Below are 25,577 nucleotides of genomic sequence, written 5' to 3' on the forward strand. Positions count from 1 at the left end.
GCCAGCCGGTCATCCCTTGAACGAACGCCCTCTGTCCACCGCTCTGCGCCCCTCGGCTTGTCCGGGGTTGCTGCGTATCGTCCAGGCGCTGGACGGCGGCATCTGCCGGATCAAGCTCAATGGCGGCTCGATCACTGCCGATCAGGCCGACGCGGTGGCCAACGCCGCCGAGGGTTTCGCCCGTGGGGAAATCGAGGCGACCAACCGCGCCAACCTGCAGATTCGCGGCATCGGTGAGCAGTCAGCGGTATTGATCGACCGTCTGCTGGCCGCCGGCCTGGGGCCGCAAACCGCAGCGGGTGACGATGTGCGTAACCTGATGCTCAGCCCGAGTGCCGGTATCGATCGGCGATTGCTATTCGATACCCGGCCTCTGGCCGAACAGATTCTGCTGACATTGCAGACGCATCCGCGCTTTCCCGAGTTGAGCGCCAAGTTTGCCGTGCAACTGGACGGCGGTGAGGCGTTGGCGATGCTCGCACATCCGCATGATCTGTGGTTGTCGGCGTTTGAGCGTGACGGTGAAGTCATGTTGGCGTTCGGTCTGGCTGGCTGCCCGACCGATCGGGCGGCCGGTGCCGTGACCCTGGAAAATGGCCATGCGCTGGTGGTCGCGGTGCTGGAGTTGTTCCTCGAGCGGGCTCGGCCAGAGCAGACGCGCATGCGCCATTTGCTTGATGAATGGCCGATGCCGGCCTTCCTCGAACAGTTGCGCGAGCGCGTGGCGATCAAAGCCGTCGTTGCCCGACAGCGCACGCCGCTGGCGGAGGCTCTGCACATCGGTGTTCACCCGCAAAACGCTGCCGACCGGGTGTATGTCGGCGCGGTGCCGGCGCTCGGCCGTCTCGACCCGGTCATGCTGCGTGGCGCCGCCCGGCTGGCCCGCGAGTACGGTGATGGCAGCCTGCGTTTCACCCCGTGGCAAAGTCTGTTGCTGCCGAACGTGAAGCCCTCCGACGCGGCGCACGTCTTGCAAACACTGACGCAATTGCACTGGCTGACCGATGCCCGTGAGCCGCTGTCCAGGCTGATTGCCTGCACCGGCTCCAGCGGATGCGGCAAAGGCCTGGCCGATACCAAACACGACGCCCGATGGCTGGCGACGCTGTTGCCACAGGCGCAGAACGTGCACCTGTCCGGCTGCCCGCGCTCTTGCGCGGCGGCCCATTGCGCACCCGCCACCTTGCTGGCGATCAGCCCCGGTCATTACGACCTCTATTTTCGCGATGCAGCGCTGCCGGGTTTCGGCACGCTGCACGCACGCAACCTTACTATTGAAGCGGCCGCGATCCTGCTCGACGCCCGCTCACGGAGCCCCCTTGATGCTTGATTACATCCGCGACGGTCAGGAGATCTATCGCAACTCCTTCGCGATCATTCGCAGCGAGGCCAATCTGGCACGCATCCCGGCCGATCTGGAAAAACTCGCGGTGCGGGTGATCCACGCCTGCGGCATGGTCGAGGCAGTCGACGGTCTGCAATTCTCCGAAGGTGCCGGCAAGGCCGGGCGCGATGCGCTGGCGGCCGGTGCGCCGATCCTGTGCGATGCGCGGATGGTTTCCGAAGGCGTGACCCGTGCGCGTTTGCCGGCGAACAACCAGGTGATCTGCACCCTGCGCGACGACAGCGTGCCCGACCTGGCCCGTGAGCTGGGCAACACCCGCTCGGCGGCGGCGCTGGAGCTGTGGCGTCCGCACCTGGAGGGCAGCGTGGTGGTGATCGGCAACGCGCCGACCGCACTGTTCTATCTGCTGGAAATGCTGGATGCCGGCGCACCGAAACCGGCGCTGATTCTTGGCTTCCCGGTGGGCTTCGTCGGCGCCGCCGAATCGAAAGCGGCGTTGGCGGCTGACAGTCGCGGCGTACCGTTCGTGATCATGCAAGGCCGGCTCGGCGGTAGCGCCATGGCCGCCGCCGCCGTGAACGCCCTCGCCACGGAGATCGAATGATGCAAGTAAAAGGACGACTGATCGGCCTCGGCGTGGGCCCCGGTGATCCGGAGCTGATTACCGTCAAAGCCCTGCGTCTGCTGCGCGAATCGCCGGTGGTGGCGTACTTCGTTGCCAAAGGTAAAAAAGGCAATGCGTTCGGCATCATCGAAGCGCACCTGCAGGACGCGCAGAACCTGCTGCCGCTGGTGTACCCGGTGACCACCGAAGTGCTGCCGGCGCCGCTGTCCTACGAGCAGGTGATCAGTGATTTCTACGACGCTGCCGCCGAAGAGGTCGCGGCGCATCTGGACGCCGGCCGCGACGTTGCAGTGATCTGCGAAGGCGATCCGTTCTTCTACGGTTCCTACATGTATCTGCATGACCGGTTGTCCACCCGCTATGAAGCCGAAGTGGTGCCGGGCGTGTGCTCAATGCTTGGCGGCGCCTCGGTGCTCGGCGCGCCGCTGGTGTATCGCAACCAGAGCCTGTCGGTGCTCTCCGGCGTATTGCCGCACGAGGATCTGAAGCGGCGTCTGGCCGACGCCGATGCGGCGGTGATCATGAAACTGGGGCGCAACTTTCCCAAAGTCCGTGCGGTACTCGAAGAGCTCGGGCTGGCCGAGCGGGCGCTGTACGTCGAACGCGCGACCATGGCCAATCAGAAGATCGTGCCGCTGGATCAGGTCGAGCCGATGTCCTCGCCGTACTTCTCGCTGATCATCGTCCCGGGCCTACGGTGGCAAGGTTGATGACGCCATCCACACCGGCCATTGTCATCCTCGGACAGAGCGCGCTGGCCACCGCGCGACGTATCCAGCAGGTGTATCCGACGGCGCAGATCCACGGCCTCGCCGGACGCGTCGAAGGCGCCGACCGCAGCTATCAGGAATTTGGCGCGACCCTGCGTGAGTTGTACCAGCAAGACACGCCGATCATTGCCCTGTGCGCGGCCGGTATTGTCATTCGCACCCTGGCACCGTTACTGATCGAGAAGGGCGCGGAACCGGCGGTACTCGCCGTTGCCGAAGACGGCAGCGCCGTGGTGCCGCTGCTCGGTGGCCTCGGCGGGGTGAATGTCATGGCCCGGGAAATCGCTGGCGCATTGCAGGTCGCAGCGGCGATCACCACCAGTGGCGAATTGCGCTTTGGCACTTGCCTGCTCAACCCACCCAGCGGCTATGCGCTGGCGGATCTGGAACTGGGCAAGCGTTTCGTTTCCGACCTGCTGGCCGGGCACAGCGTGCGCATCGAAGGTGCGGCGCCGTGGCTGGATCAGGCGCAGTTGCCGCAAGACCCGCAGGCGCAGCGCTCGATTCATGTCGGCAGTGCCGAACGTATCGCGAGCGCCTACGAGCTACTGATTTATCCGCGCAGCGTCGCGGTGGCGGTGAGTGCGCAGCTGGACGATCTGCCGAACGCTGTCCGCGCCGCGTTGCAGCAGGCCGGGGTTGCGCAGCAGGCGCTGGCTTGTCTGCTGGCGGCTGACACGGAAATGGCGGCGGCCAAACTGCGTGAAGCCGCCATCGAGTTGGGTGTGCCGCTGCGCTTTGTCGCGGCGCACAACGACCTCGACGCGTTGGCGCGTCACGCACTGCCGCAGGCCACGATCAGCCGTGCCAACGGCTTGGCGATTGCGCGCGCCGAACAGCCGCTGGACGTCGCGCAGATCGGTCGTCAGCGTGGACGCCTGGCGGTGATCGGCCTCGGCCCCGGCGCTGCCGAACTGATGGTGCCAGCGGTCAAGGCGGAATTGGCGCGGGCCACCGATGTGCTCGGTTATGAAACCTATGTGCGCATGGCCGGCCCGTTTCGCGCTGATCAGGTGCAGCACTGCACCGACAATCGCGAAGAAATGCAGCGCGCCCGCCACGCCTTCCGGCTGGCGGCCGAGGGCCGTTCGGTGATCGTCGTTTCGTCCGGCGACCCCGGCGTGTTCGCCATGGCCGCAGCGGTGCTCGAAGCATTGCACGAGTCGACCGATCCGGCCTGGCACAGCGTCGAGCTGGAAATCCTGCCGGGAGTGTCCGCTTCGCTCGCCACGGCTGCGCAAGCGGGTGCGCCGCTGGGTCATGATTTCTGCGTGATGTCGCTGTCGGACAACCTCAAGCCGTGGTCGATCATCGAGAAGCGTCTGGATCTGGCGGCCGCCGCCGACCTGGCCCTGGCCTTCTACAACCCGATCTCCCGGGCGCGTCCGTGGCAACTGGGCCGTGCGCTGGAAATCGTCGCGCAGCATCGCACGGAGGCGACGCCAGTGGTCTTGGGGCGCGACATCGGTCGGCCGGGGCAGTCCCTGCGGGTCACCACACTGGGGCAACTGACTCCGGATCAGGTGGACATGCGCACGATGGTGCTGATTGGTTCTTCGACCACGTGCACCTTCCCCAAGGCCGAAGGTGGCGTGTGGGTCTACACACCGCGCTGGTACGGCGAAAAGCCGCAGGCATGAGCGCAGGCGAGGGGGCTTGCTCCCTCGCCATGCCGGCCAGGACGGGGAGATTGTTTCCGGATTTGCCGATGTCATATCTTTCAGCGGTGCGTGTGAGATTTGCTCCACTACCGCGTGGGATCTTTCTTATGACTTACATTTTGTCGGACTTATCCTGAATCTTGATTGGCCGCAGTAAAAAGTCGATGCGCAGTTGTGCCGCCGACTTTCGCAGTTATATTGATTTTTTGATCAGGGTTGTCGCAATAACTTGTTGCGGTTACATGCGTTATCAGTTGTTTTTTAATTGTCTGTTTTGACATGTATTGAAAGTTCTGAAGTTTGAGTGCGAAGTCCCCATTCGTTAACTTTGCTGCCATTCAAGTGCCTGTGTGCGCTCATGATGTCGGTCAGAATAACGGAGGAACTTTCATGCACGATCAAAGATTTAAAGATGCCAGTGGTTATGTCAGTTTTATCAATCTGTTCAAACAGGCTGATCTCGAACAAGCCCTGTTGGTACACCGGGACAGTGACGTTTATCCGTCAGTGTGGCGCTATTACTTTGCATGTATCGGTTTGCTCAATTCCCCGCGAATAATTGAACCCCTGACATTACTCAAGCATTCCCTGGAACAGTTGATCGGCGTGCCGCGTGTGCGCCGTGACACGCCGGGCCAGTCTGAACCGCCGAAAAGCGCTTTATCGGGCATTTACAACGCTATTCAGGCGTTCGAGACCCGTCTGCGAAACAGCGAGATTTACGCGAACACTGCCGCCACTCCGGTTGTAAAAAATCTGCATTTCGTCTGGCTGGGCGGTGGCCTTGGCGAGATTCAGCGTGACTATCTCAACCTCTGGAAGCAGGTATTGAGCGGGCAGGGGTACAGCCTCAATCTCTGGTATGACAATGACGCGCTACTGGCCTGGCAAACCAATAAGTTGATCGTCGAGGCCGCCAAGGCTGACGCCATGCAACATGGCGGTAGCGAGCGTATTACCGACACCAGGCTTGGGACGTTGTACGAAGAGCGGGTCATCGTTCTCAAGCAGCAGATGTTCATGCACATCAATGAGGCGCTGGAACGAGGGCAATCGGCGGATGAAGCGCGGATCGACTTGTTGTCCCGCGCCTACGGCCAGGACGCGGAGCAACTGGAAGCCTTGATCGAGCAGAACCGGCGCAGTCTGCTCGATCTGGCAGGCGATGATTTGCAGTTGCGTGACTTGCGTGACCTCGACGCACCGCTGCGACTGCAAGCCATCTACGATCGCGAGACCCGCTTGCGCGGAAATCTGGCCGCCGCCTCTGACGTGGTGCGGGCCGAGGTCTTGTACGAGGAGGCTGGCCGCTACGTGGATGTCGATAACTTGCCGCCTCTGGTCAAAACCCTGGGCGGGGTCGACATCAGTGCGTTCGGCGGCGACGCGCGCCTTGGCGTTCTGCAACTGCTGCTTGATCACAATCCGCACTGGATGCCGGGACGCCAGGCATTGCGCGACCGATACACCGATTATCGGGGCCGGATTCCCGACGAACACCGCGCCGCGCTGGAGGCTTTCGCCCGGCAGCAACCGGCACTGCACGAGGTGTTCCAGGCGCCGGCCGAACTGCTGGTGCGCCCGCAGGACTTGCGCGCGGTTGCCGTGCAGGAAACGTTGAGCAACTCGTTCCTGATGGCTCATGCGCAATCGCCAATGCTTAACAGCGTGATCGAGCGGTTCCGGTTCAACTATGAGGCCATCGACCAGACAAACCGCCTCGCCGCCGAACGAGGCGTCGCATTGACCGATTTCGAGGGCATGACAGAGCTGGCGCGAGAAGTTCTCGAACAGGCATTTGGCCCTCTGGCCGAGCTGTCGATGACCGAGGACATGGCGGCCAGCTTTTTGATGTTGGCCATCGCGGGCTACTTCAGTGACGGCATTCGCCCGCAGAGCGAGGGGACGATTTATCTGACCGGACCTGGGGCGATGCGCGATGGCATGGCCGACTACGAACGGCGCAACTTCGTTCCGCGCGAGGTGGAAACCTTGCGTGTGGAGGCGGCGATCGAGCCGCTGTGGATGGTCAACGACAAGACCGAGGAAGAGCTGGACCACTCTTGGAAAAACAACGCCGTTGATGTCGAGCGGTGGGTGCTCGACGAGCAGCGGCGCTGGCAGGAAGGACATTACAGCGCGCGCTACAGCGGTGATGTAAAGGCATTGCTGATCCAGCAGAGCATAGCGTTCGAGGAGGGCTGGCCGGTTATCGAGGGCCGGCCAGTGCTGTTGACGGATGTGCTGCAACGGATGATCGACAGACTCGGTGAACCGTTCGTGGCCGCGATGCGTGACGGACATAACGGCTCATTATGGTTTCCCGACGGGGCGGGGCTCGGCTTCGATGATCGCCAGGCCATCAAGGCCCAGCCCGTCACTTTGCAGGCTCCGGCGTCGCTCAGCGATGCGCGGATTCAGGGGCTGGCGCTGGATGAGTTGCTAAGCGGCATTGCCGAGGGTTCGCTGTCGTTCTTCCAGATCAGTCCGTTGCAACGGGTGGTGTTGGGACAGATGCTCGGTGCACACTCACTGGATAACTCAAGTCTCAGTCAACTTGCCACCGAGCTCGACAATCTGGCCAACAGCGTTGCCGAGGTAGGGGCGTCGGTACGTTATGCGGCCATTGAACGCCATCTGTATCAGCAGCGGGCCCCGCAGTTCATGGCCGGTCTTGCCAGTCATGTCGATCAGCCGATGGTGGCGTCGGACAGCGCGTTGACGCTGAAGCGGGCCGCGCTGTCGCAGGCGTACACGCTGTTTCAATGGGGGCGTCATGTTGCCCATATTCAGACCGTTGCCACCCGCGAGCATCGCGAGCAGGTGATCCTGCGGCTGGGTCAGGTGCTGGGACAAATCGAAGCCAGTGACGTCAAACTGGTGCCGCAGGATCTGTTGCTCGAAGGGCCGGGCGATCCCGGTGGCCGCTGTTACCCGCTGGCGCTGATCATGAGTGCTGCTCTGGAGCAGGGCGTGGCGGCGTCGCGACGATTGCGCGAACGGTTCTTCCTGGCCTCTGCCGAGCCGCAGCAGCACGATTCAATGGTGTTTCTGGAGGCGCTCGAAGAGTTGCACGACGTGCAATTGCACGACATCGGCAAGCCGTTGGGGCGAGTCGATCTGCAACGCCTCGGCACCACGCTGGAGGCGTTCGCCAGCACGCGCACGCTGATGCTCAACTCGGACAATCACGCCATGCTGGTGGCGAAAACCTTCAAGGGTGGGCACGCCACCTATCACTTTTATGATCCCAATTTCGGCGTGTTCGAGTTCAGTCAGCCGGATCAGTTGCAACTGGCACTGACTGACCTTTTTCACAAGCAGGGCATGGCGAAATACTATGCGGCCTATGGCGACGACGCGCGTCCGACGTTTGATCTGATCGAGCTGCAGGGGCAAAAGATATCGGCCTTGAATCTGTCCGGCGGATTTAGCGTCGGACAATTGCTGGAGTCCGACAATGTGCTGCCGGAGCAGGCACAGCGGCCCATCCGTCGGCGCCTGAACAGTGCCCGCGGCCATTCGCTGGTGAGCAATCCGCACCTGGGGCGCAGCCTGCGCGATCTGGACAGTCACTGGTGGGGACAGCAGATTGCCCAGGCGACCGACGCTTTACAGGACTTGCATGCTTCAGCAAAGCCGTTGGTGCCGTTGTTCGAAACCCTGGAGATAACGCCCGCCGGCGAGTACCGGATCAACCTGATCGATCCCGCGCAATCCGAGCATGTGGTGCAGGTGGTCAGCAGCGATCATCGCCTGCTGCGCATCAGAAATTATCTGTCCGAGCAGTTTTCGGTACTGGGCACCCGAGCCACGCCGCAGATGGTTGAGGCTGGTGCCGTTCACACCCTCAATACCGGCTTCACGATCCAGGCGCTGATGAATGTCTTGCGTGGACGAGAGGGCGATGACCGCACCTTGACCACCGCCGTCAGGTTGCATGCCTACGTCAATTACGCGCAATTGCTGCACGGCAATGTCACCGACGTCGCCGGTCTGCTCAGTCTGATCAAGACCGCACTCAATGAAGAGAAAGTCATTGCCCGTACCTGTGCGCCAGTGGTGGGCGAGGCGCTGGGACATGTCGCCAACGAAGGCGTCGGCGCGGTGCTGGGGCTGGCCAATGTCGGTTTCGACATCTATCAATTGGCGACGGCAGACAACGAGATCGAGCGCGCGCAGTTCGGCACTCAGTTGGCCTTCGATGCCACCAGTCTGGCGTTGACTGCCGGTGGTCTGGGAGCCGCCACGGCGGGCGCGGCGACTGCGGCAGCCGTGCTCGGCGGCGCCGGGGTGGTTCTGGGCGGATTGGCTGTGGGTGTGGCGGCACTGGCTCAGGGGTTCGCCAGGATCGCCGGGCAGGCGCAGGAGGTCGGGTTGTTTTTCGACGCTCTGGAGCGGGCCTGTCGCGGTGTCGGTTATCGTTATGACGACGGGCTTGGGGCGTGGGTCGCTCATCCTTCGCTGGTCGTTCGGAGCCTGGACTTCAATCGCGCGATGTTGGTCCTTGACAGTCCGAAGGTGTATCGGCTGCGCGACCATTTCGGGGTGCCGGGTATCAATCCGGATGATCAACAAGCGCTCGATCTGCGGCGTGAACTGGGGCTACCAGGTTACATCCGCTTCGATCCGCCGAGCACGCAATTGGTTGTCCTGCCCTGCACGCCGACCACCTACTACGGGTACGAATACAAGGCGCTGCCGTTCTCGACGTTGCGTCACGACACCGGTTTCGATACGGCCCGCAAGCTGGAGAAAAAGGATGCGGCAGGCCAGTGGCAGTTCCTGTTTTCGTTCTACTCTTTTCCCGCGCACTACATCATCAACCGTCTGATACCGTCGTATCGCTCAACCGTGATCGAGGTGCGGCTGGATGCCCGTGAGCGTGCGCTGGCAGTACCCATGACGCCGCCGGTCTGGCAAGACAAATTGTCATACCGCATCGAAGGAGCGGGTGGTGTCTGTTCGCTGATTCTCAATCGTGGGGCCAATCTCCAGTTGCAGTCTCCCAGCCTGCAGCTGTGTCACTGGAAGTTGTCCGCCGCCTGGGCCACCGAGAGCGATGTGCATATCGAAGCCGGCGGAATGCTTTCGGTGGGGGGCGTGAAGGTGACCTTCACCGGCAGAGGACGGCATGACGTCACGTTGCAACTGACCGGGCGACAAACGTTCAAGGTCAACCGCGGTGACGGACGACTCGACGTTCTCGAGCAGGACGCGCCCGCCGGGGAGCATGAGCAATCGCTGCTCACGCACTACCAGACGCTGGCCCGGGAGCATCGGCTGGTGATGCCTTACACGCCGGTTCATCACTTTCCGATTCCTTTCGAGCCCGAGGAGCGACCGCGCTACACCACGGCCTGGTACGACGCTGCCAGGGATCGCTTTCTGTACATTCGCAATGAAGAGGTACTCGCGGCCGATGAAATGCTGCTGGGCGCCGTGGTCGACGATTCTGCGTTTTTCTACGAGACGCACAACTACGATATCTGGCAGGTCGATGCCGTCAGCGGTTTACTCGAATGCCGCTACCGACTGCTGGTGATGAAGGGGCAGTGCAGCGTGCGGCGTATCGATGTCGATGCCCAAGGGGTGATTCACATCGAGCAACAATGTCTGGGCGCCGATCAGCAAGTCACGCAGTTCAATTACCTGATCCGTGAGGGCCAGCTGCAGCTGGTTGCGGTGACCCGAGAGATGGACCGAGACTTGGGCCAGCGAGTGTTCGCCAATCCGACCCTGACACATTGGTCGGTGGTGTTGGGTCACTATTTCCCGTTATCGCCGGTGCCCGAACGCGCAGGCGTCACCACCGTCGACTGGCAACCGGCCGCTTACGTGTCGGTGTGCTGGAAGTTCAATCCGGACAAGCGCGATCTGGTCTGGATTCGCAGCCGTGACCTGTTGTGCATTCATCCGTTTGCCTCTGGGCGTCACCGCGGCTGGGCCGATTCGATCAAGCATCTTGATGAGCTGTTGCTGCTGCCGGTCAACGATGAGCACACGCTGTTTTTCATCTACGACCGGCTGGCGCAAAAACTGTGCAGGGTGCAACGCCGTGTATCCGCAGGCAGCGAGCGCTGGCCGGCGCAATGGACGCATCAATGGCTTCAGCCTGATGGACTGAATGACGTGGTGCCGGTACAGGACGGGTATCTGGCCCTGACCGATGACGGCTTGTTCTTCAATCTGACCGCCGAGGGTGAAGTGCAGCTGGGTGGCTTGAGTGAGCGCTGGCTCAAGGGGCGGGCCCAGTGGTGGCAAGCATTGGAAGCGCTGGCGGCGAAATACCCGGTCGACAGTTTCGCCATTCTGGGGCTGCGCAACGCCAGCGGTGATCGCAACCTGTGTGCCTGGTACGTGGATAACCGCGTGCTGTTGTGCGACCCGGGGCACGACCGGGAAATGCGCCTGCTCGGCGTGACCCCGGACAATCAGGCGGTCTGGCTGTTCGACGTCGGCAGCGGTCAGGTCTGGCGTCAGCTGTTCTTCGACAGCCGGCAACTCGCAGCAGCATTCGGCGATGGCGCACAGCTACTGGCGAGCGCGCTGCTGCCCGTACCGCAACCCGAGTGGGACAACTGGCGGTTCAACACCGTGAGCAGTGACGGTTCCGGTCTGCGCGGGACGTCCGTCAACGGCGTGTCACTCAAGCTGCCTTATCAGGAAGCTGAACGAATCATGGGCGTCAATCAGCGCTGGGCAAGCGAACACGCGCAGCATTTGGCAGATTCTCTGCAGGCATTGCTGGAGACTGCCGAGCATGCTCCCTACATCGCCGTGGAGTCCGGCGCGGGCAAACTGCAGTGGTTCGACGCGGCGAATGCACAACTGATCCGGATCGCGGGCCAGGACCTGCCGCACGATTGCGAATTGCTTGGTACGCGCCATCAGCATGTGCTGTTGCACGAGCGCCCTGCACACCGCGTCTTCGTCTACCCCGGTCACGAGAGCATTGGCCCTTTCGAATATATGCGGCGCGACGCCCAGGTCTTGGTGGTCGAGGGTCAGAAAAAAGTCGAAGACCTCTTGCCACTGATCGCTGATGACGTGAGTTGTCTGGTGTTGCGCGTGGGGCAGGGCGGTGTGACGTATCACCTGTCCAAGGCCTGTTGGTTGCGGCTGGAATCGGTCATCGTCGATTGTCGTCCGCCACTGGGCGAGGTGCCGATGATTCCCGGCAAGCTGGTCTGGGCGCTGGACGCTCCGCAAAAACTGCAACTGTCGTTTGTCGACGAGCACTTGCTGATCGTCGACCCGGATCGCCAGCACAGCCTCATCCTGAGGGATGTGTGCTCGACGGATCCGGCGATGCGCGGCGACGTCTTCCTCGGCTTCGAGGGCAAGCGCTCCCATGCGGTATCGAGTCTGGTGCAAAGGCTGCGTGAAGTCGTCGAGGTCGAAGATGCCGACGGCAGTGCAACGCTTGCGCAGTTGCTGGGAGCCGTGCCGGCCTGACGCAAAGTCCTGGTTGGTTTTTCAAGTTTGTTTTCTCTCTGTGTCGCGACGGCTGATGTCGTCGTGATGCGTTCGCTTGGCTGAAAAAAGGAAATTGCATTGAATACTACGGATGAAATCTATATGGGCACGGTGTTCGCCGATCATGTCGCGCGCGCTGAACTTGAGTCGGTGAGTGGCAGCCTTGGCGAGGCTCCCTTGCGCTACTACGACGCCGCTGCGGCGGCTCCCAGTCTTTCAGAGCAACTGATAGCGGTCAGGTTGCTCAAGGGCGCGATGGAATCAACACAGCTGGATTCTTCGGATGCCCAGGTCAAGACGCTGCGCCTGAAACTGAGCGACTACCATCGCCGTCTGACCGCCACCTTGGAAATGCTGTCCGCTGGCAAACCGATACCGCGCATCATGCATTTTGTCTGGGTCGGTGGCAGTGAGGTCGGACCGAACCAGCGTGACTACATGAACATCTGGCGCAAAGTGCTGGCGGCGCAGGGCTATGCATTCAATCTCTGGTATGACAGTGATGCACTGCTGGCCTTTGAAATGAACCGGGTGATTCTCGACAGCGCTCGTGTGCACACGATGGAGTCGCCAGAGGCTGCAACGGCATCTCCGAGCAAGTTGTCGAGCATGATCGAAGACCGCGCCAGAGTGCTCAAGCAGCAGATGTTCGATTACCTGAATCAGCCGCGCTGGGCCGGGCGTGCGGACGAGGCGCGGATCGATCTGATGGTGCGCGGTTATGGCAAGGACCGTGTGACGCTCGAAGCCTTCCGCCAGAAATGTCTGGACTCGCATCAGGCCATGGTCGGTGAGGATCTGCGCCTGCGCGATGTTCGGCAGGAGTTTGCCAGTCACTTTCTGGCAGACGTCTACCAGCGCGAAGTCGCCATGCGCGGCAATTTTGCAGCAGCCAGTGATGTGGTGCGGCTGCAGGCCGAGTTTTTCGAAGGTGGGCGGTACAGCGATATGGATTATTTGCCACCCCTGATCGAAAGGCCGGGCGGCGTGGACATCAGTGGCTTCAGTGACCGCGCCAGGATCGGTGTCCTGCAGCTGCTCCTCAACCATGATGAAGCTTTGATGCCGGGGCGCGACCGGCAGCGCTATGCCGACAGAACCGGACATATTCCCGCCGAACATCTTGAGGCACTGAGCGCCTTCGCCCGAAGCAAACCGGGTGTGGAGAAGATCTTCGCTTCGCCATTGCCGGTGTCTTTGCCCAAGGATGCCATGCGGCGCGGCACCGCCTTTGGCAGTCCGACGGCCAATGAAATGAATGCCTATATTCTGGCTCACTCTGGCAGCGGCATGGTCAATGCGAGCATGCAATTGATCCGGGCAAATTATGACTGCCTGTATGAGGTTGAGCGCCGCATGAGCCTTGCGGGCGTGACACGATCAGATGAGTCCTCGGTCCGGAATATAACGTCCGAGGTTGTACTTGAAGCCCAGGCTGACGGGCGCTTGCCGTCGACCGCCAACTTACCCTACAAACTCACCGCTGCCATCCTCGGTTATTACCAGGACGGGATTCGTCTCGACGCCTTGGGCACCATCGACATGACCGGACCCGGCGCGCTTCAAGGTGGCGTAATCGGCTATTTCGAAAGAGACCTGCAACGTGAACACCTGCCGGCGATTCGTAAATATCTGAAGCAGGTCGAGGGCTTCAACGTCTTCACCGAAGAGGAAATGATCTCCGGTTGGGCAGTAAAAGGTACCCCCGAAGACTGGCTGGCAAAAGAACATGAGAAGTGGAGCTCGGGCAAGCTCAAGTCGCGCTACGCCGGCAATCTGTCCGATTTGCTGAAAGAGCGGACGCTTACGTTCAAACTTGGCTGGCCGGTCATCGAAGGCAAACCGGTGTTGCTGACGTCGGTCCTGCAGCAACTGCTGGATGATCTGGGTGAGCCGTTTGTGCGGGCGATGAATGACCGATTGACCGGTGATGTTACGTTCAACGCCCCCATCCGCCTTGGTTTTGATGCCCGACAGCAGGTGCTGAACCAGTCGACCGACGCTGTTCCGACGTCCATCGGGGCGGAGTCCCTGGGCAACCTCAATGAGGCCTTGGCGCGCATCGCTGCGGGCAAGTTGCCACTGGAACAGTTGAGTCCGTTGCACCGGGTGATGTTCGGGGGCCTGTTCGGCGCCGCGACGCTGGACCAGACCGGGTTCGCTGAGGCATGGGCAACCACGGTCGCCTTTGCCGAAGATACGCGGGACCGCGGCTTGGTCGCGCGCTATGAAGTGATCGAGCAGACCCTGCTCAGTCGCGATCCTGCAGCGGTCCAGACGCGAGTCAATGCATCGGAGCGCGAATTGCTCGGCCAGAACTCCAGAGCGCTGAAGGCCCAGGCATTTGCCGAGCCGATCAGCGTACGGCAATGGCGTGAGTACGTGAGTCGGATCGAAGTCGCTGCCATGCAGGAGCGCCGGGCTTTGATCCTGTCGCGGGGGGCGGCAGTGCGTGAGGCGTTTTTTCAAGCGGGTGCGCACACGGCCAGACAGTTGCCACAAGACTTGTTGGTGCGCGGTGCGGGCGATCCGGGTCGACGCTGCTATCCGCTGGCGCTGATCATGGCCGCCGCGCTGGAAAAGGGCGCTTCGGCGGAGCGTGCGCTGATCGGTAAACTGGCGCTGGCCAATCTCACACCCGACGCGCCACAAGTCCATGCACTGCTCAAGGTGCTGGACGAGTTGCGTGGCGTACCCATGGCGCGGTTCGGCGAAAAAAGACCGGCGGCGAACCTGGCCGCTGTGATGCAGGCGCTGGAAGCGAAAAGCACGGCCGGCAGCCTGTTGCTCAACACCGACAATCACTCGATGCTGGTGAGCAAGGTCGTGACGCAGGGCGAGACATCCTATCGCTTCTACGATCCGAACTTCGGGCTGTATGCGTTCGCCCGGATCGAGGCGCTGCAGCAAGGGGTTCAGCGCTTCGTGCAGGAGGAGTCGATTGCCAGGCTTTATGGTCTGGAACAGGCGGCTGCGAGCATTTTCGAGGTCATCGAGCTCGACGGCGCAAATATTGCCGGTCATTCGTTGCCTTCGGATATCCGCGTTGAACATTTGCTCAGTGGTGACCCGCTGGGCGGTGGGCGTGCCGTCGAGCCGTGGAGTCAGCATGCCGCGTTGCGTGCGCGTTCCCTGTCAGAGAACGCGCGTCTGGGGCAGGCGTTGAGCAGTGTGGACAGCCACAAGTGGGTACGGACAATCGAAAGCGCGACCCTGCGGTTGCAGGACCAGCATCAGCTGTCCCGTGACTTCGTGCCGGTGTTCGAGTCCCTGAAGAGCGCTGCACAAGGGCGCAGCGAAATCACCTTGGTCAGTGCCAGTGATCCACAGCGCACACGCACGGTGCAGACCGATGACCCGCGCCTGTCCGGAATCAAGTCTTACCTCAGCGATACATTTGAAGCGTTGTCCGGCAGACGCGCCGGGTCAGCCGTGATCGATCCGACGGACGCCGGTGCGGTACACACGCTCAATGCCGGATTTGCCATTCAAGCCTTGCTGCTCGGGTTGCAAAGTGCCGAGTCCGGGATGGGGGCGACGGCGCTGACATCGGCAGTGCGTATCCACGGTTATCTCGCCTACGCGCAGATGGCACATGGGCTTGTGGTTGACGCCGCACAACTGCTGAATCTGGTGCGGCATGCTTTTAGCGATGGTCTGCGGGTAGCCAAAACCACCTCGTCGATCGTCAGTAATGCACTGGGTAACGTATTGAACGACGGCGTCGGAAGCGTCTTGCAACTGGCCAGCATCGGCTTCGACATTTATCTGTTGGTCAATGCACAGGACGATATCCAGCGCGCGGTCTATGCCACTCAGTTGGCATTCGATGCCGGCGGGCTGGCGCTGGGTGTCGGCGCTTTGGGCGCGGGTATCGTGGGCGCGGGGACGGCGGCGGCCTTTCTCGGCGGCGCCGGGGTGATTCTGGGGGGGCTGGCGGTGGGCATCGGCGCGCTGGTCGAGGGCTTCAGTGCCAGGACCGAACGTGGGAAGCGGATCGGCCGGTATCTCAATGATGTGCATGCGGCCTATCGACCGGAAAGCCATTCGGTACAGGGCGATAGCTACATTGCCAATCCGTGTGCGGTCTACACCGGCCTTGATTTGCGCAACGGACTCATTACCTTCGGCGGCCACAAAATTTTCGCCGCGGAAGACTACCACGCTCTGCAAAAGCCCAGGATCATCGGGGATCGCAGCAAGGCCTTCAGCATTCGAGAGGCTCTCGACCTTCGCGACTCGATTTCCTTCGATACGGCGCCGGGTATTGAAAGCGTCGTGCTGCCGAGTGTGCCGGAGTGCTTCCTGGGCTTCGTCCATGAAGGTCTGCCTTTTGCGACAACGCTCAGAGAAGACATGGAAACGGCGTTGGCTCTGGAAAAATACAAGCGGGCAGGCAAGCAGCAATTCTGGTTCAGCTTTTACCAGGCACCGACCGAATACATCATGGAAAAAATGGTGCCCAACTACGTGGAAACCAATGTCAGCGTGGCGATTGGCCCCGATCAGCGTTTTCTGCACATCCCCCCATTGCCGCAGGAGGTGCACGGTTACCTTAGCTATGACATCGATGCCTCCGGCGGACACTGCTCGATCACCCTGGCCGAGGGCGTCAAGTCATTGCGCCTGCAGGTTGCATCCGACCATGCGATGACATGGTCGCTGCGTGCCCCGTGGGTGAGTGCGGCGGCGGTGAAACTGGAGCAGGACACGTTTCACCTGGGCTCGATACGGGTGCAGGTGCCTGCCAGGCATGTTGTGTATCTGCAACTCAAGGACGGTATCTATCAGATTGGCTGGGCGACGGGAACCTTGCTCTTCACTGAACTCGACGCGGTCAACGACGCCGACGCTCAGGCCACACGCGAGCACCTGCGCGAACTCGCGCGCAACCAGCGTCTGGCCGACAGCCCGACGGTCATCCGCAATTACCACGATGCCCTGACTGGCGTTCGTACCACTGCCTGGTACGACCACACCGAAGATGCCTTGCACCTGGTGCGGGGGCTGGATCTGAAGTACGCGGCGGATATCTGCATGGGACCGAAGGTCGGCGAGGAGATGTTTTACTACTGCCCGGTGCAGGGATTTATCTGGCGCACGGATCTGGTGACCGGGCAGATCAGGCGCATTTACCGGTTGATGAATATCGATTCGAAAAACAACCCCTGCATTGTTTCCATTCAGCCTACGCCAGAGGGGCTGCTGCAGGTGGTCCAGCGTTTTGAAGACGCGATTAAAAATGTCTACAAGATGACTTACCTGCTCGGTGAAAATGTCCTGTCCCTCATTGCTATTTCCGATATGAATCCAGGCCACCCGTCGCTGATTCTCGATGGGCGCAGCAATGTGGCGGAGTTTCTCCAACGGCACAGCTACCTGTTCCATGAAGCGCTGGATGAGCAGCGGGTGGAGTTCACGCTGGGCGCAATGATTAAGATCCACGCCTTGGACGAGAACTTGCGCAAGGCCACCCGAACGTGGGTGCGCAGCGACGATGAGCGCTTGATTCGACCCCTGTTGCGTAACGTTGAAGGCTCAGCGGATTTTCATGATTGGGAGCTGCTTGATCCGCTTCAAGTGGCTGGCGATGGCGATACCGTGTTGTTTCATCATCTGGGTGATCGTCTGGTTTATCGCCAGCGCATCGCCACGGCGGATCAGGCACCCGAGACGTTTGCGCAAAGTGTCTTGCCGCTCAAGGTGCAGCGGGTGCACCGCCAGCATGGGCAATACCTCTTGCTCACAGATGACGGCATGTTGTTCCAGATGAGCAACGACGGCAAAACGCGTCTGGTGGGCCTCAATCAAGCATGGCTGTCGGCGGAGCAGCTGCGTAGTGTCGGCGGATTCAGGTGGTGGTACACGGTCGCGACCGGCATTCAGAAATGGTCAGCCGAGGGTGTGGAGGTCGGAGGCATCAGTGACGCAACGGGCAAGACACCGCTGTATGTCGTGTATCTGGATCAGCAGTTCCTGATTGCCGACACAGCGGGCAAGGCCCTGCGCGTGTTAAGGCTGACGCCTGACAAAAAAGCGGCGTGGATGATGGACCGGGCAACCGGGCGAATCTATCGTCAGCCGGTCATGGAACCGGAGAACCTGGCGGCGGCATTCGGTTCGGGGACACGTCTGCTGCAGGCGGACTTGCTGCCACCGATGCAGCGCGTCATGCCGCGGCACACGGTTGCCTGGGCCGTGCCGCATGGATCAGGTCTGCGCGCCCGCCGGCATGACCATGTACTGGTCGATCTGATCGACGGAGAGCCGCCGCGTATCGTCGGCGTGGAGGTCGAATTCTTCAACGGCGCCGATTCACTTCAGGCACGGGAAGAAAAGCTGGCACGATTGCTCGCAGGTCAGCACAGCGCTTCTTACCTGACGGCGGGCAGGCGTGGTGATCTGTGCAGCTGGTATGACGTCCCTGCCGGTCGCCTGCTCAGCGCCACGGCATCAGGCCAGGAATGGCCGCACTATCTGGGCCTGGAGAACGGTCAGATTCCGGTGTTGCATGACCCGGTGACGGGCCGGTTGTTCAGCAACACCAGAAACGACGACACTCGCATGGATGACGGGATGACCGTGCAAGAGGTCAGTCGAGTGGCCAGTACGCTGGTCATTGATGGTATTGGCTCATCGGGCAGGATGGCGCCGATTCCGGATGGCGTCGATACGCTGCTACTCAAGTTCGCACAATCCGCCGGTTACATTTCGCTGGACCGACAGACGTGGGATCGGCTTGATTGCCTGATCGTCGACTCCGCAGAAGCAGGCATTCATCTGCTGCTGAGGCTGGAGCCGATGCATCGGTGGCTGGTCTCGGCCTCCGGCGGTCACTTGCTGCTGACGGATCCCGACTCGGGGAGCAGTATTGTTTTGCGTGACGCCTCGAGCGCTGATGCGGCACGGCAACAGCAGGTGATATTCGATATTCCTTTACCTGACGCGCTCTCGGTGACCGTCAGCCTGGAGGAGCTGATGAGTGCGATGTCCACCGAAACCTTGCTGGAGCTTGGTGCGCTGCTCGGCCTGTCCAGCGATCAATAAGTCATTCTGCATGGACTGATCAGATCGGGCTGCGGGTATTCTTCTTCCGCAGCCCGTTTTCGTTCAGGATCCCAGGTAGCCCTTGATCCCGGTAAAGATGATTTGCGCCGCCAAGGCACAGACGAAAAGGCCCATCAGCCGACTGACGATCTGCAGGCCCTGATCACCGAGAACCCGTTCAATGTGATTGGACAGGTACAGCACCACGCCGACGGTGAAACTGGCCAGCGTGATACTCATGATCGCGGTCAGTTTATCGTCCCAGTGCGGCTGGCTGACGCCCATCACCAGCAGGGCGCCGATGGTGCCCGGGCCGACGGTCAGCGGGATGGTCAGCGGAACGATCGTCACGTCCTGCTGCACGTTGTCACTCTGCACCACCGGCTTGCCCTGGGCCATGCCCAGCGCCGAGATGAACAACACGCTGCCGGCACCGATGCGGAATGCGTCCGCCGTGATCCCGAACACATCGAAAATCACCCGCCCGAACAGGTACAGCAAAACGCTGGACACCAGCGTGGCAATCGCCACTTTCCAGGCCAGGCGCCGCTGCTCCTTGCGCGAGTAGCCACGGGTCAGGCTGATGAAGCAGGACAACACGAAGAAGGGGCTGTAGAGCACCAGCATCTTCAGGTAAACGCTGAATAACACGTGGAGCATGGTGTTGGCTCGCGGCGGCAGATGGACAGGGCGGAGTCTATCAGCCGGTTTAATTTTTGGGGGGATGGCGAAAACAAATATCCTCGGAGTAACTGAACAAGTTGTAGTTTGAAGTGGGTGTTTTCGGTTCTTGTTATTAGCAAGTTACATGTTCTGGTTTGTGGTTTTTTATTGTTCTGTTTATTGTTCTTTCGCGGGTTCAAGAGGAGCTCGTTTTTAATTAATAAGGATTTGATAATGAATATTCATGATGTTGAAGATTGCGCCGTTGCTGAGTGTGTCCACCGCTTGCAGAGTTATGAACTGGACGGCGCGGCTATTCGTCCTCGTGGTCTTTCGCTGCCGGCAATCGAAGAGCCGGGCAAGGGTTCCATCGTCGGTGAAGGCATTCTGTCCTTTACCGGAAACTTGAGTGAACAGAATCGCGAAGATGTGCAACACGCGTTCCTGTTCGCCACGCTGGTCGCCAACAAGAAATATCCGTACGAATATCAGGGCAAGGAATGGTACTACCTGTTTCTGCAAGTGATGACCGATGCCGGCTGGCTGCCAACGAGCAAGTATTACAACGACATGAACATCGGCGGTAACACCGTCCGGATGGATCAACTGGTGCTGGAGATCCTCGGCAGCGTCGTGGCCGGGCTTGCTGTGCCGGGCTCGGCTTCGGTGTTGATGCTGAAAGTCGCAGGTGACGCGATCACTGCCCTGAAAAAGCGTGAAACCGCGCTGACGCTGTACGAGCGCAACATGCTTGAACATGGTGTCGGCGGTATGGCGGCAGGCACCTGTACCGAAATCAATGGCGAAGTCACCATGGCCCTGGGGACTGTTCGATTCATCCGCAAAAACACGGCCAAACAAGTGTTGTTCATGGATTGGGATTCGCGCGAAGTGAAACTCTATCGGGGTGATTCGGTATTCCGCAAAGTGCCTTCGATCGTCGAGCAAACCCGCGATACCATCCGCGTCAAACTGGGTTTGAACGCAAAAACCAAGATCGAGGATTACGAGATCTGATTGAGTGTTATTGATAGGGCGGCCGTTATCGGTCCGCCCTTTTTTCATTGAGGGTTGATAATGACTCGGTTGTATAAGTTGTTGGCAGTGGGGCATGCTGTTTTGGCGTTGCCGGAATCCGGGCACAGCTCGGATTATGATGATCTCGTCCAATCAAGTCTGTTGGCGCAACTGGTCGCCAATAAAAAAATAGAAGACGCGAAAGTTGAAAGTTGGTACGACGCTTACATCGCCGTGCTGGATGACTTCTGGGTGCGAAGCCTGAAGTCGCGCGAGGATTTTTCTGTCGCTCAGGCAGGAACAGGGTCGGCGCTGGAGTGGGCCTCGACAGTGTTGGCCAATAACGCTGGCAACGATCCGGCACTTGGCGGGCTGATGGCATATGCGGCGCGAATCACTGACGGTGTTTCGGCGGTGCAGACGTTGCCCGAGCCGCCTGGCGAAGCGCTCATGCAAACGCCGAGGCCTGCGCTTCAGGTGGTGCGCCTGCTGGCCGTTGCAGCGCAAAGTCCGACATCGATCAGCAGCCTTTATCTTGAGTTCAAGACGCGACAGACGCTGGCTGCCAATCCGTGGTCGCAGCGTTTCGCGAGCGCTGAAGTCGAAGGTCCGGTGTGCGTGCGTTATGCGCGAGCGACGCTGTCGCAAACGCTCTACGCACTATCGCGTCAGGCCGTGGCGCGAAAGCTTGGAGATCGACTGGCGCAGAACGTGGCGCCATTGGCTGAGGCGATCGAGCTCGGTGTCTGAGGCGGATTGCCTGGGTGCTGCAAGCGCTTTCGGGCGATGAACGGAATCGTCAGAATGTCGAGGCCGTGCGGTTCTGCTGATCACGCTGGGCCACCCAGTGCTCGATCAGCTCACGCAGTTGCGACAACTCCACCGGTTTGGCCATGTGCCCGTCCATCCCGGCCTGGCGCGCGCGTTCCTTGTGCTCGGCGAGGATGTGCGCGGTCAGCGCGACGATCGGTGTGCGGGTGCGCTGATTGCTGACTTCCCATGCGCGCAATTGCTGGGTCGCCGAGAAACCGTCGAGGATCGGCATTTCGCAGTCCATCAGCACCAGGTCGTAACGCTGAGCCTTCATCGCCTGCAGGGCTTCTTCGCCATTGCTGGCGGTGTCCGGTTGCAGGTTGAGTTTGCCGAGCATGCCGCGAATCACTTTGGTCGAAATCGTGTTGTCTTCGGCGACGAGAATGCGGAAATCGCTCGGCACCTTGGCGGCGGTGGCGGGCGTGACCACTTGCGGCTGGAACACCACCTGGCCCTTGTTGCGCTGGTTCAACTCGTCGGCCAGCGTGGTCTTGAGCGTGTAGCCGGCCACCGGTTTGGCGAGGATGCGTTTGATCCCGGAGTTGCGCGCGATGATCTTGCTCGGCGCGTTGCTGATACCGGTGAGCATGATCAGCAGGATATCGTGGTTCAGGCTGGGGTCTTCCTTGATCTTGGCCGCCAGTTGCATGCCGGTCATGCCGGGCATGTTCTGGTCCAGCAGCACCACATCAAAGTAGTCACGCAGATGCGCCTTGGTGCGCAGCAGCGCCAACGCTTCCTTGCCCGAGGGCACCGCGCTGACGTTCAAGCCCCAGGCGCTGCATTGCTGCACCAGCACCTTGCGGCACGTGTCGTTGTCGTCCACCACCAGCACGCGCGCACCTTGCAGCGGGCCGTCGAGGTCGGAGGTCGGGTGTTCGAGACGGTCAGGGTCCAGTGGCAGGGTCAGCCACAAGGTGCTGCCCTGATTGGCGCCGCTCTTGATCCCGAACTCACCGTGCATCAGGCGGATCAGTTGCCGGGCGATCACCAGCCCAAGGTTGCCACCCAGACGGTTGGCCGAGAGGAAGTGCTTGCTGTGCAGCTCGGCGTGCAGCAGCGCCTCACGCTCATCTGCCTCCATCGGCTGGCCACTGTCCTGCACGGCGATGCGCAGGCGCGGCTTGACGCTGCGCTCGTCGAGGGCGACGACGATCAGCACTTCGCCTTCGTCGGTTTTTTTCAGGGCGTTTTCCAGCAGGCTCAGCAGGGTCTGGCGCAAGCGGGTCGGGTCGCCGCTGATCACGCGCGGCACCTGTGGCTGGATGAAACTGATCAGCTCGACGTTCTGCTGTTCGGCCTTGGCCCGGTAGATGCTCAAACAGTCGTCGATCAATGCATTGAGGTCGAACTGCACATCATCCAGTTCGATCTGCCCGGATTCGAGCTTGGAGATGTCGAGGATCTCGTTGATCAACGTCAGCAGTTCGTTGCCGGCACTGTGGATGGTTTGCACGTAATCACGTTGCTTGACCGACAGCGGTGTGCCCAGCAGCAGCTCGGTCATGCCCAGCACGCCGTTCATCGGGGTGCGGATTTCGTGGCTGATCTTGGCGAGAAATTCGGCCTTGGCGTTGATCTCGGCGTTGCTGGCGGCGAGGTCGCGGCTGATGCTGAAACGGCTTTCGGTGATGCTGCGCTGGCGTTCACCCAAGGCGATGCTCATCAGCAGGCCACTGATGCAGATGAAGCCCATCAGGGTCATGATCAGGCCTTGCGGCGCCACCAGGGTCAGCCCCAGCAGGGCCGGCAAAATAATCAGCGTGCCGATGTTGAACACCACCATCCCGGCCACGAACAGCCGCGCCGGACGGTAACCCTTCTGCCAGTGATAGAAGCCGACCAGCAACATGCTCAGGCCGGCCAGCGCCACCAGCGCGTAGGTGATGATGTTCAGCGGCAGGGTGTTGACGAACAACAGCAGCAGGCTGCAGATCACGATGAACAGAATGTCGCCCAGCAACAGTTTGTTCAGCGGGTGCGGGCCCAGCGGGGCGAAGAAGCGCAGGGCGAACATCAACCCGGCGGGGGCGGTCAGCAGCAGCGCCAGATAAGCACCCGGCGTCTGGATCGCGTGCCAGTTCGGCAGCCACGGGCCGGCGAGGTTGAGCAGCAGCAACAGACTCAGGCCCAGCAGGCCTTCGCAGACCGCCAGCCACAGGCTGCTGCGCGAGCGCGAGTAGGCATAGCGCACAAGGTTGTGCAGCAGCAACATGCCGAGGCAACCGAACAGCAGGCCGAAAATCAGCGTCTGGTTCTGATTGGCGGCACTCATCACCGCCGATTGCAGGGTGATGTGCGGGCGCAGCTGATGGTCGGAGACCATGCGCAGATAGATGTCGAGTGGCTTGTCGCTTTGCGGCAGCGGTAGCAGGAAATCGCTGCTGGGCAGTGGTCGCTCTGCCTGCGGCTGGTGGGTGCCGGAGAGGCGTTGCTCGATCAGCTTGTCGCCGTCCAGCACGTACAGGCTGAGGCTGGACAGGTCGGGCGCAAAGATACGCAGCACTTGCTCGTGCTTGCCCGGCGCCAGTTTGAAACGCAGCCAGAGTGCGCCATCGGGCTCGGCCGCCGTGAGGCGATCCAGTTCGATAGGGCTGAATTGATTGGTGTAGCGAGTCGAGCGGATGTCGCTCAGTTGCAGATTGCCCTGATCGTCAAGCAATACCGACCAGCCACTGCCTTGCGCGGCCAGCGCCGGAAGCATGCAGAGCAAGGTCAGCAGCGTGACGGTGAAGCTTATGGCAATCCTGAGCCAGCGCACGGCGAAATCCCTTCGTAGGTTGATGCCAGAATATAACGATGCGCAGCGGCGGAACAGCCCGGCGAGGGACTGCATCCCGCGCCGGACCTGAAGGACAACTTATTCCTGGGTTTCGCCACGTTCACGGGCAATGGCGCGGTAGCCAATGTCCTTGCGGTAGAAGCAACCTTCCCAGTCGATAGCGGCGGCCAGCTTGTAGGCTTGCTGCTGGGCTTCGCTGACGCTGGCGCCCATGGCAGTGGCGCAGAGTACGCGACCACCGGCCGTCACCACGTTGCCATCCTTGAGCGCCGTACCAGCGTGGAAGACTTTGCCTTCCAGGCTTGCGGCTGCGTCCAGACCGTTGATCGCTGCACCCTTGGCGTAGTCGCCCGGGTAGCCACCGGCGGCCAATACGATGCCGACGCTCGGACGTGGATCCCACTGGGCTTCAACCTTGTCCAGCGCTTGCGCCAGAGCGGCTTCGACCAGCAACACCAGGCTCGACTGCAGACGCAGCATCACCGGTTGGGTCTCCGGGTCGCCGAAGCGGCAGTTGAACTCGATGACTTTCGGGTTGCCGGCCTTGTCGATCATCAGACCGGCGTACAGGAAACCAGTGTAGACGTTGCCTTCTTCGGCCATGCCGCGCACGGTCGGCCAGATCACCTGGTCCATCACGCGCTGGTGCACATCGGCGGTGACCACCGGGGCAGGGGAATAGGCACCCATGCCGCCAGTATTCGGGCCGCTGTCGCCGTCGCCAACACGTTTGTGATCCTGGCTGGTGGCCATCGGCAGGACATTCTTGCCGTCGACCATGACGATGAACGAGGCTTCTTCGCCGTCGAGGAACTCTTCGATCACCACGCGCGAACCGGCGTCGCCGAACGCATTGCCGGCGAGCATGTCGCGCACGGCGTCTTCGGCTTCGGCCAGGGTCATGGCCACGATCACGCCTTTACCGGCGGCCAGGCCATCGGCCTTGATCACGATCGGTGCGCCTTTTTCCCGCAGATAAGCCAGAGCCGGCTCGATCTCGGTGAAATTCTGGTAGTCGGCGGTCGGGATCTTGTGGCGGGCCAGGAAATCCTTGGTGAAGGCTTTCGAGCCTTCCAGCTGCGCAGCGCCGGCGGTCGGACCGAAGCAGTCCAGGCCACGGGAGCGGAACAGATCGACCACGCCTGCCACCAGCGGCACTTCCGGGCCGACGATGGTCAGGGAAACGTTTTTCTCGGCGAAGTCGGCCAGTTGCTCAAGGGCCAGCACGTCGATGGCGACGTTCTCGCACTTGGCTTCAATTGCGGTACCGGCATTGCCCGGCGCGACGAAAACCTTCTGCACACGCGGATCCTGAGCCACTTTCCAGGCCAGGGCGTGTTCACGGCCACCGCTGCCAATGATCAAAACATTCATT

The 25,577-nt window shown here is 61.0% G+C and carries 11 protein-coding genes; 8 read left to right on the forward strand and 3 right to left on the reverse strand.

Annotated elements, in window-relative coordinates:
• The first annotated feature begins 31 nt into the window (after positions 1 to 31).
• From cobG to GTQ41_RS03165, 6 genes are all read left to right on the forward strand, one after another.
• Entirely contained in the window at positions 32 to 1,330 is a 1,299-nt protein-coding gene (cobG, locus tag GTQ41_RS03140; RefSeq protein WP_302183227.1) for a precorrin-3B synthase, read from the forward strand.
• Positions 1,323 to 1,949, forward strand: a complete 627-nt coding sequence (locus GTQ41_RS03145; protein WP_047291046.1) for a precorrin-8X methylmutase — start codon at positions 1,323 to 1,325, stop codon at positions 1,947 to 1,949. The genes cobG and GTQ41_RS03145 overlap by 8 nt, the downstream gene beginning before the upstream one ends.
• Entirely contained in the window at positions 1,949 to 2,680 is a 732-nt protein-coding gene (locus GTQ41_RS03150) for a precorrin-2 C(20)-methyltransferase (RefSeq protein ID WP_047291101.1), read from the forward strand. Before GTQ41_RS03145 ends, GTQ41_RS03150 begins: the two co-directional genes overlap by 1 nt.
• Positions 2,680 to 4,380: a precorrin-3B C(17)-methyltransferase gene (gene cobJ / locus GTQ41_RS03155; RefSeq protein ID WP_047291047.1), complete on the forward strand. Its 1,701-nt coding sequence runs from the start codon at positions 2,680 to 2,682 to the stop codon at positions 4,378 to 4,380. The genes GTQ41_RS03150 and cobJ overlap by 1 nt, the downstream gene beginning before the upstream one ends.
• Positions 4,381 to 4,791: 411 nt before the next feature.
• Complete coding sequence (locus tag GTQ41_RS03160; RefSeq protein ID WP_047291048.1) at positions 4,792 to 11,859, forward strand: TcdA/TcdB pore-forming domain-containing protein; 7,068 nt, start codon at positions 4,792 to 4,794, stop codon at positions 11,857 to 11,859.
• A 99-nt stretch (positions 11,860 to 11,958) separates the two neighbouring features.
• Positions 11,959 to 18,927 (forward strand): TcdA/TcdB pore-forming domain-containing protein, encoded by a 6,969-nt coding sequence (locus GTQ41_RS03165; RefSeq protein WP_131671004.1) that lies wholly within the window; start codon positions 11,959 to 11,961, stop codon positions 18,925 to 18,927.
• A gap of 63 nt (positions 18,928 to 18,990) precedes the next feature.
• Here the strand turns inward: GTQ41_RS03165 and GTQ41_RS03170 are convergent, their stop codons facing one another.
• Positions 18,991 to 19,587, reverse strand: coding sequence for a MarC family protein (locus GTQ41_RS03170; RefSeq protein WP_047291049.1), 597 nt, complete (start codon positions 19,585 to 19,587; stop codon positions 18,991 to 18,993).
• Between the two features lie 237 nt (positions 19,588 to 19,824).
• Between GTQ41_RS03170 and GTQ41_RS03175 the strand changes: the two genes are divergently transcribed.
• Together GTQ41_RS03175 and GTQ41_RS03180 are read left to right on the forward strand one after the other, a co-directional pair.
• The gene (locus tag GTQ41_RS03175) at positions 19,825 to 20,607 is read left to right on the forward strand and encodes a hypothetical protein (RefSeq protein WP_041068162.1); all 783 of its coding nucleotides are present in this window, start codon (positions 19,825 to 19,827) and stop codon (positions 20,605 to 20,607) included.
• Between the two features lie 69 nt (positions 20,608 to 20,676).
• Positions 20,677 to 21,357 (forward strand): hypothetical protein, encoded by a 681-nt coding sequence (locus GTQ41_RS03180; RefSeq protein ID WP_131671005.1) that lies wholly within the window; start codon positions 20,677 to 20,679, stop codon positions 21,355 to 21,357.
• Between the two features lie 49 nt (positions 21,358 to 21,406).
• Here the strand turns inward: GTQ41_RS03180 and GTQ41_RS03185 are convergent, their stop codons facing one another.
• Together GTQ41_RS03185 and purD are read right to left on the reverse strand one after the other, a co-directional pair.
• Entirely contained in the window at positions 21,407 to 24,181 is a 2,775-nt protein-coding gene (locus tag GTQ41_RS03185; protein ID WP_047291051.1) for a hybrid sensor histidine kinase/response regulator, read from the reverse strand.
• Between the two features lie 99 nt (positions 24,182 to 24,280).
• On the reverse strand, positions 24,281 to 25,576 hold the full coding sequence (gene purD / locus GTQ41_RS03190; RefSeq protein ID WP_047291052.1) for a phosphoribosylamine--glycine ligase: 1,296 nt from the start codon (positions 25,574 to 25,576) through the stop codon (positions 24,281 to 24,283).
• Position 25,577 lies beyond the last annotated feature (1 nt).

The sequence above is a fragment of the Pseudomonas sp. AN-B15 genome (assembly GCF_019056475.1).
In the GTDB taxonomy this organism is placed as follows: Bacteria; Pseudomonadota; Gammaproteobacteria; order Pseudomonadales; family Pseudomonadaceae; genus Aquipseudomonas; species Aquipseudomonas parakoreensis.

Excerpts from the sequence above, each read along its gene's own strand:
- GTQ41_RS03145 (WP_047291046.1), top strand. The coding sequence starts at position 1,323 with ATGCTTGATTACATCCGCGACGGTCAGGAGATCTATCGCAACTCCTTC.
- GTQ41_RS03150 (WP_047291101.1), top strand. The coding sequence starts at position 1,949 with ATGCAAGTAAAAGGACGACTGATCGGCCTCGGCGTGGGCCCCGGTGAT.
- cobJ (WP_047291047.1), top strand. The coding sequence starts at position 2,680 with ATGACGCCATCCACACCGGCCATTGTCATCCTCGGACAGAGCGCGCTG.
- GTQ41_RS03160 (WP_047291048.1), top strand. The coding sequence starts at position 4,792 with ATGCACGATCAAAGATTTAAAGATGCCAGTGGTTATGTCAGTTTTATC.
- GTQ41_RS03170 (WP_047291049.1), bottom strand. The coding sequence starts at position 19,587 with ATGCTCCACGTGTTATTCAGCGTTTACCTGAAGATGCTGGTGCTCTAC.
- GTQ41_RS03175 (WP_041068162.1), top strand. The coding sequence starts at position 19,825 with ATGAATATTCATGATGTTGAAGATTGCGCCGTTGCTGAGTGTGTCCAC.
- purD (WP_047291052.1), bottom strand. The coding sequence starts at position 25,576 with ATGAATGTTTTGATCATTGGCAGCGGTGGCCGTGAACACGCCCTGGCC.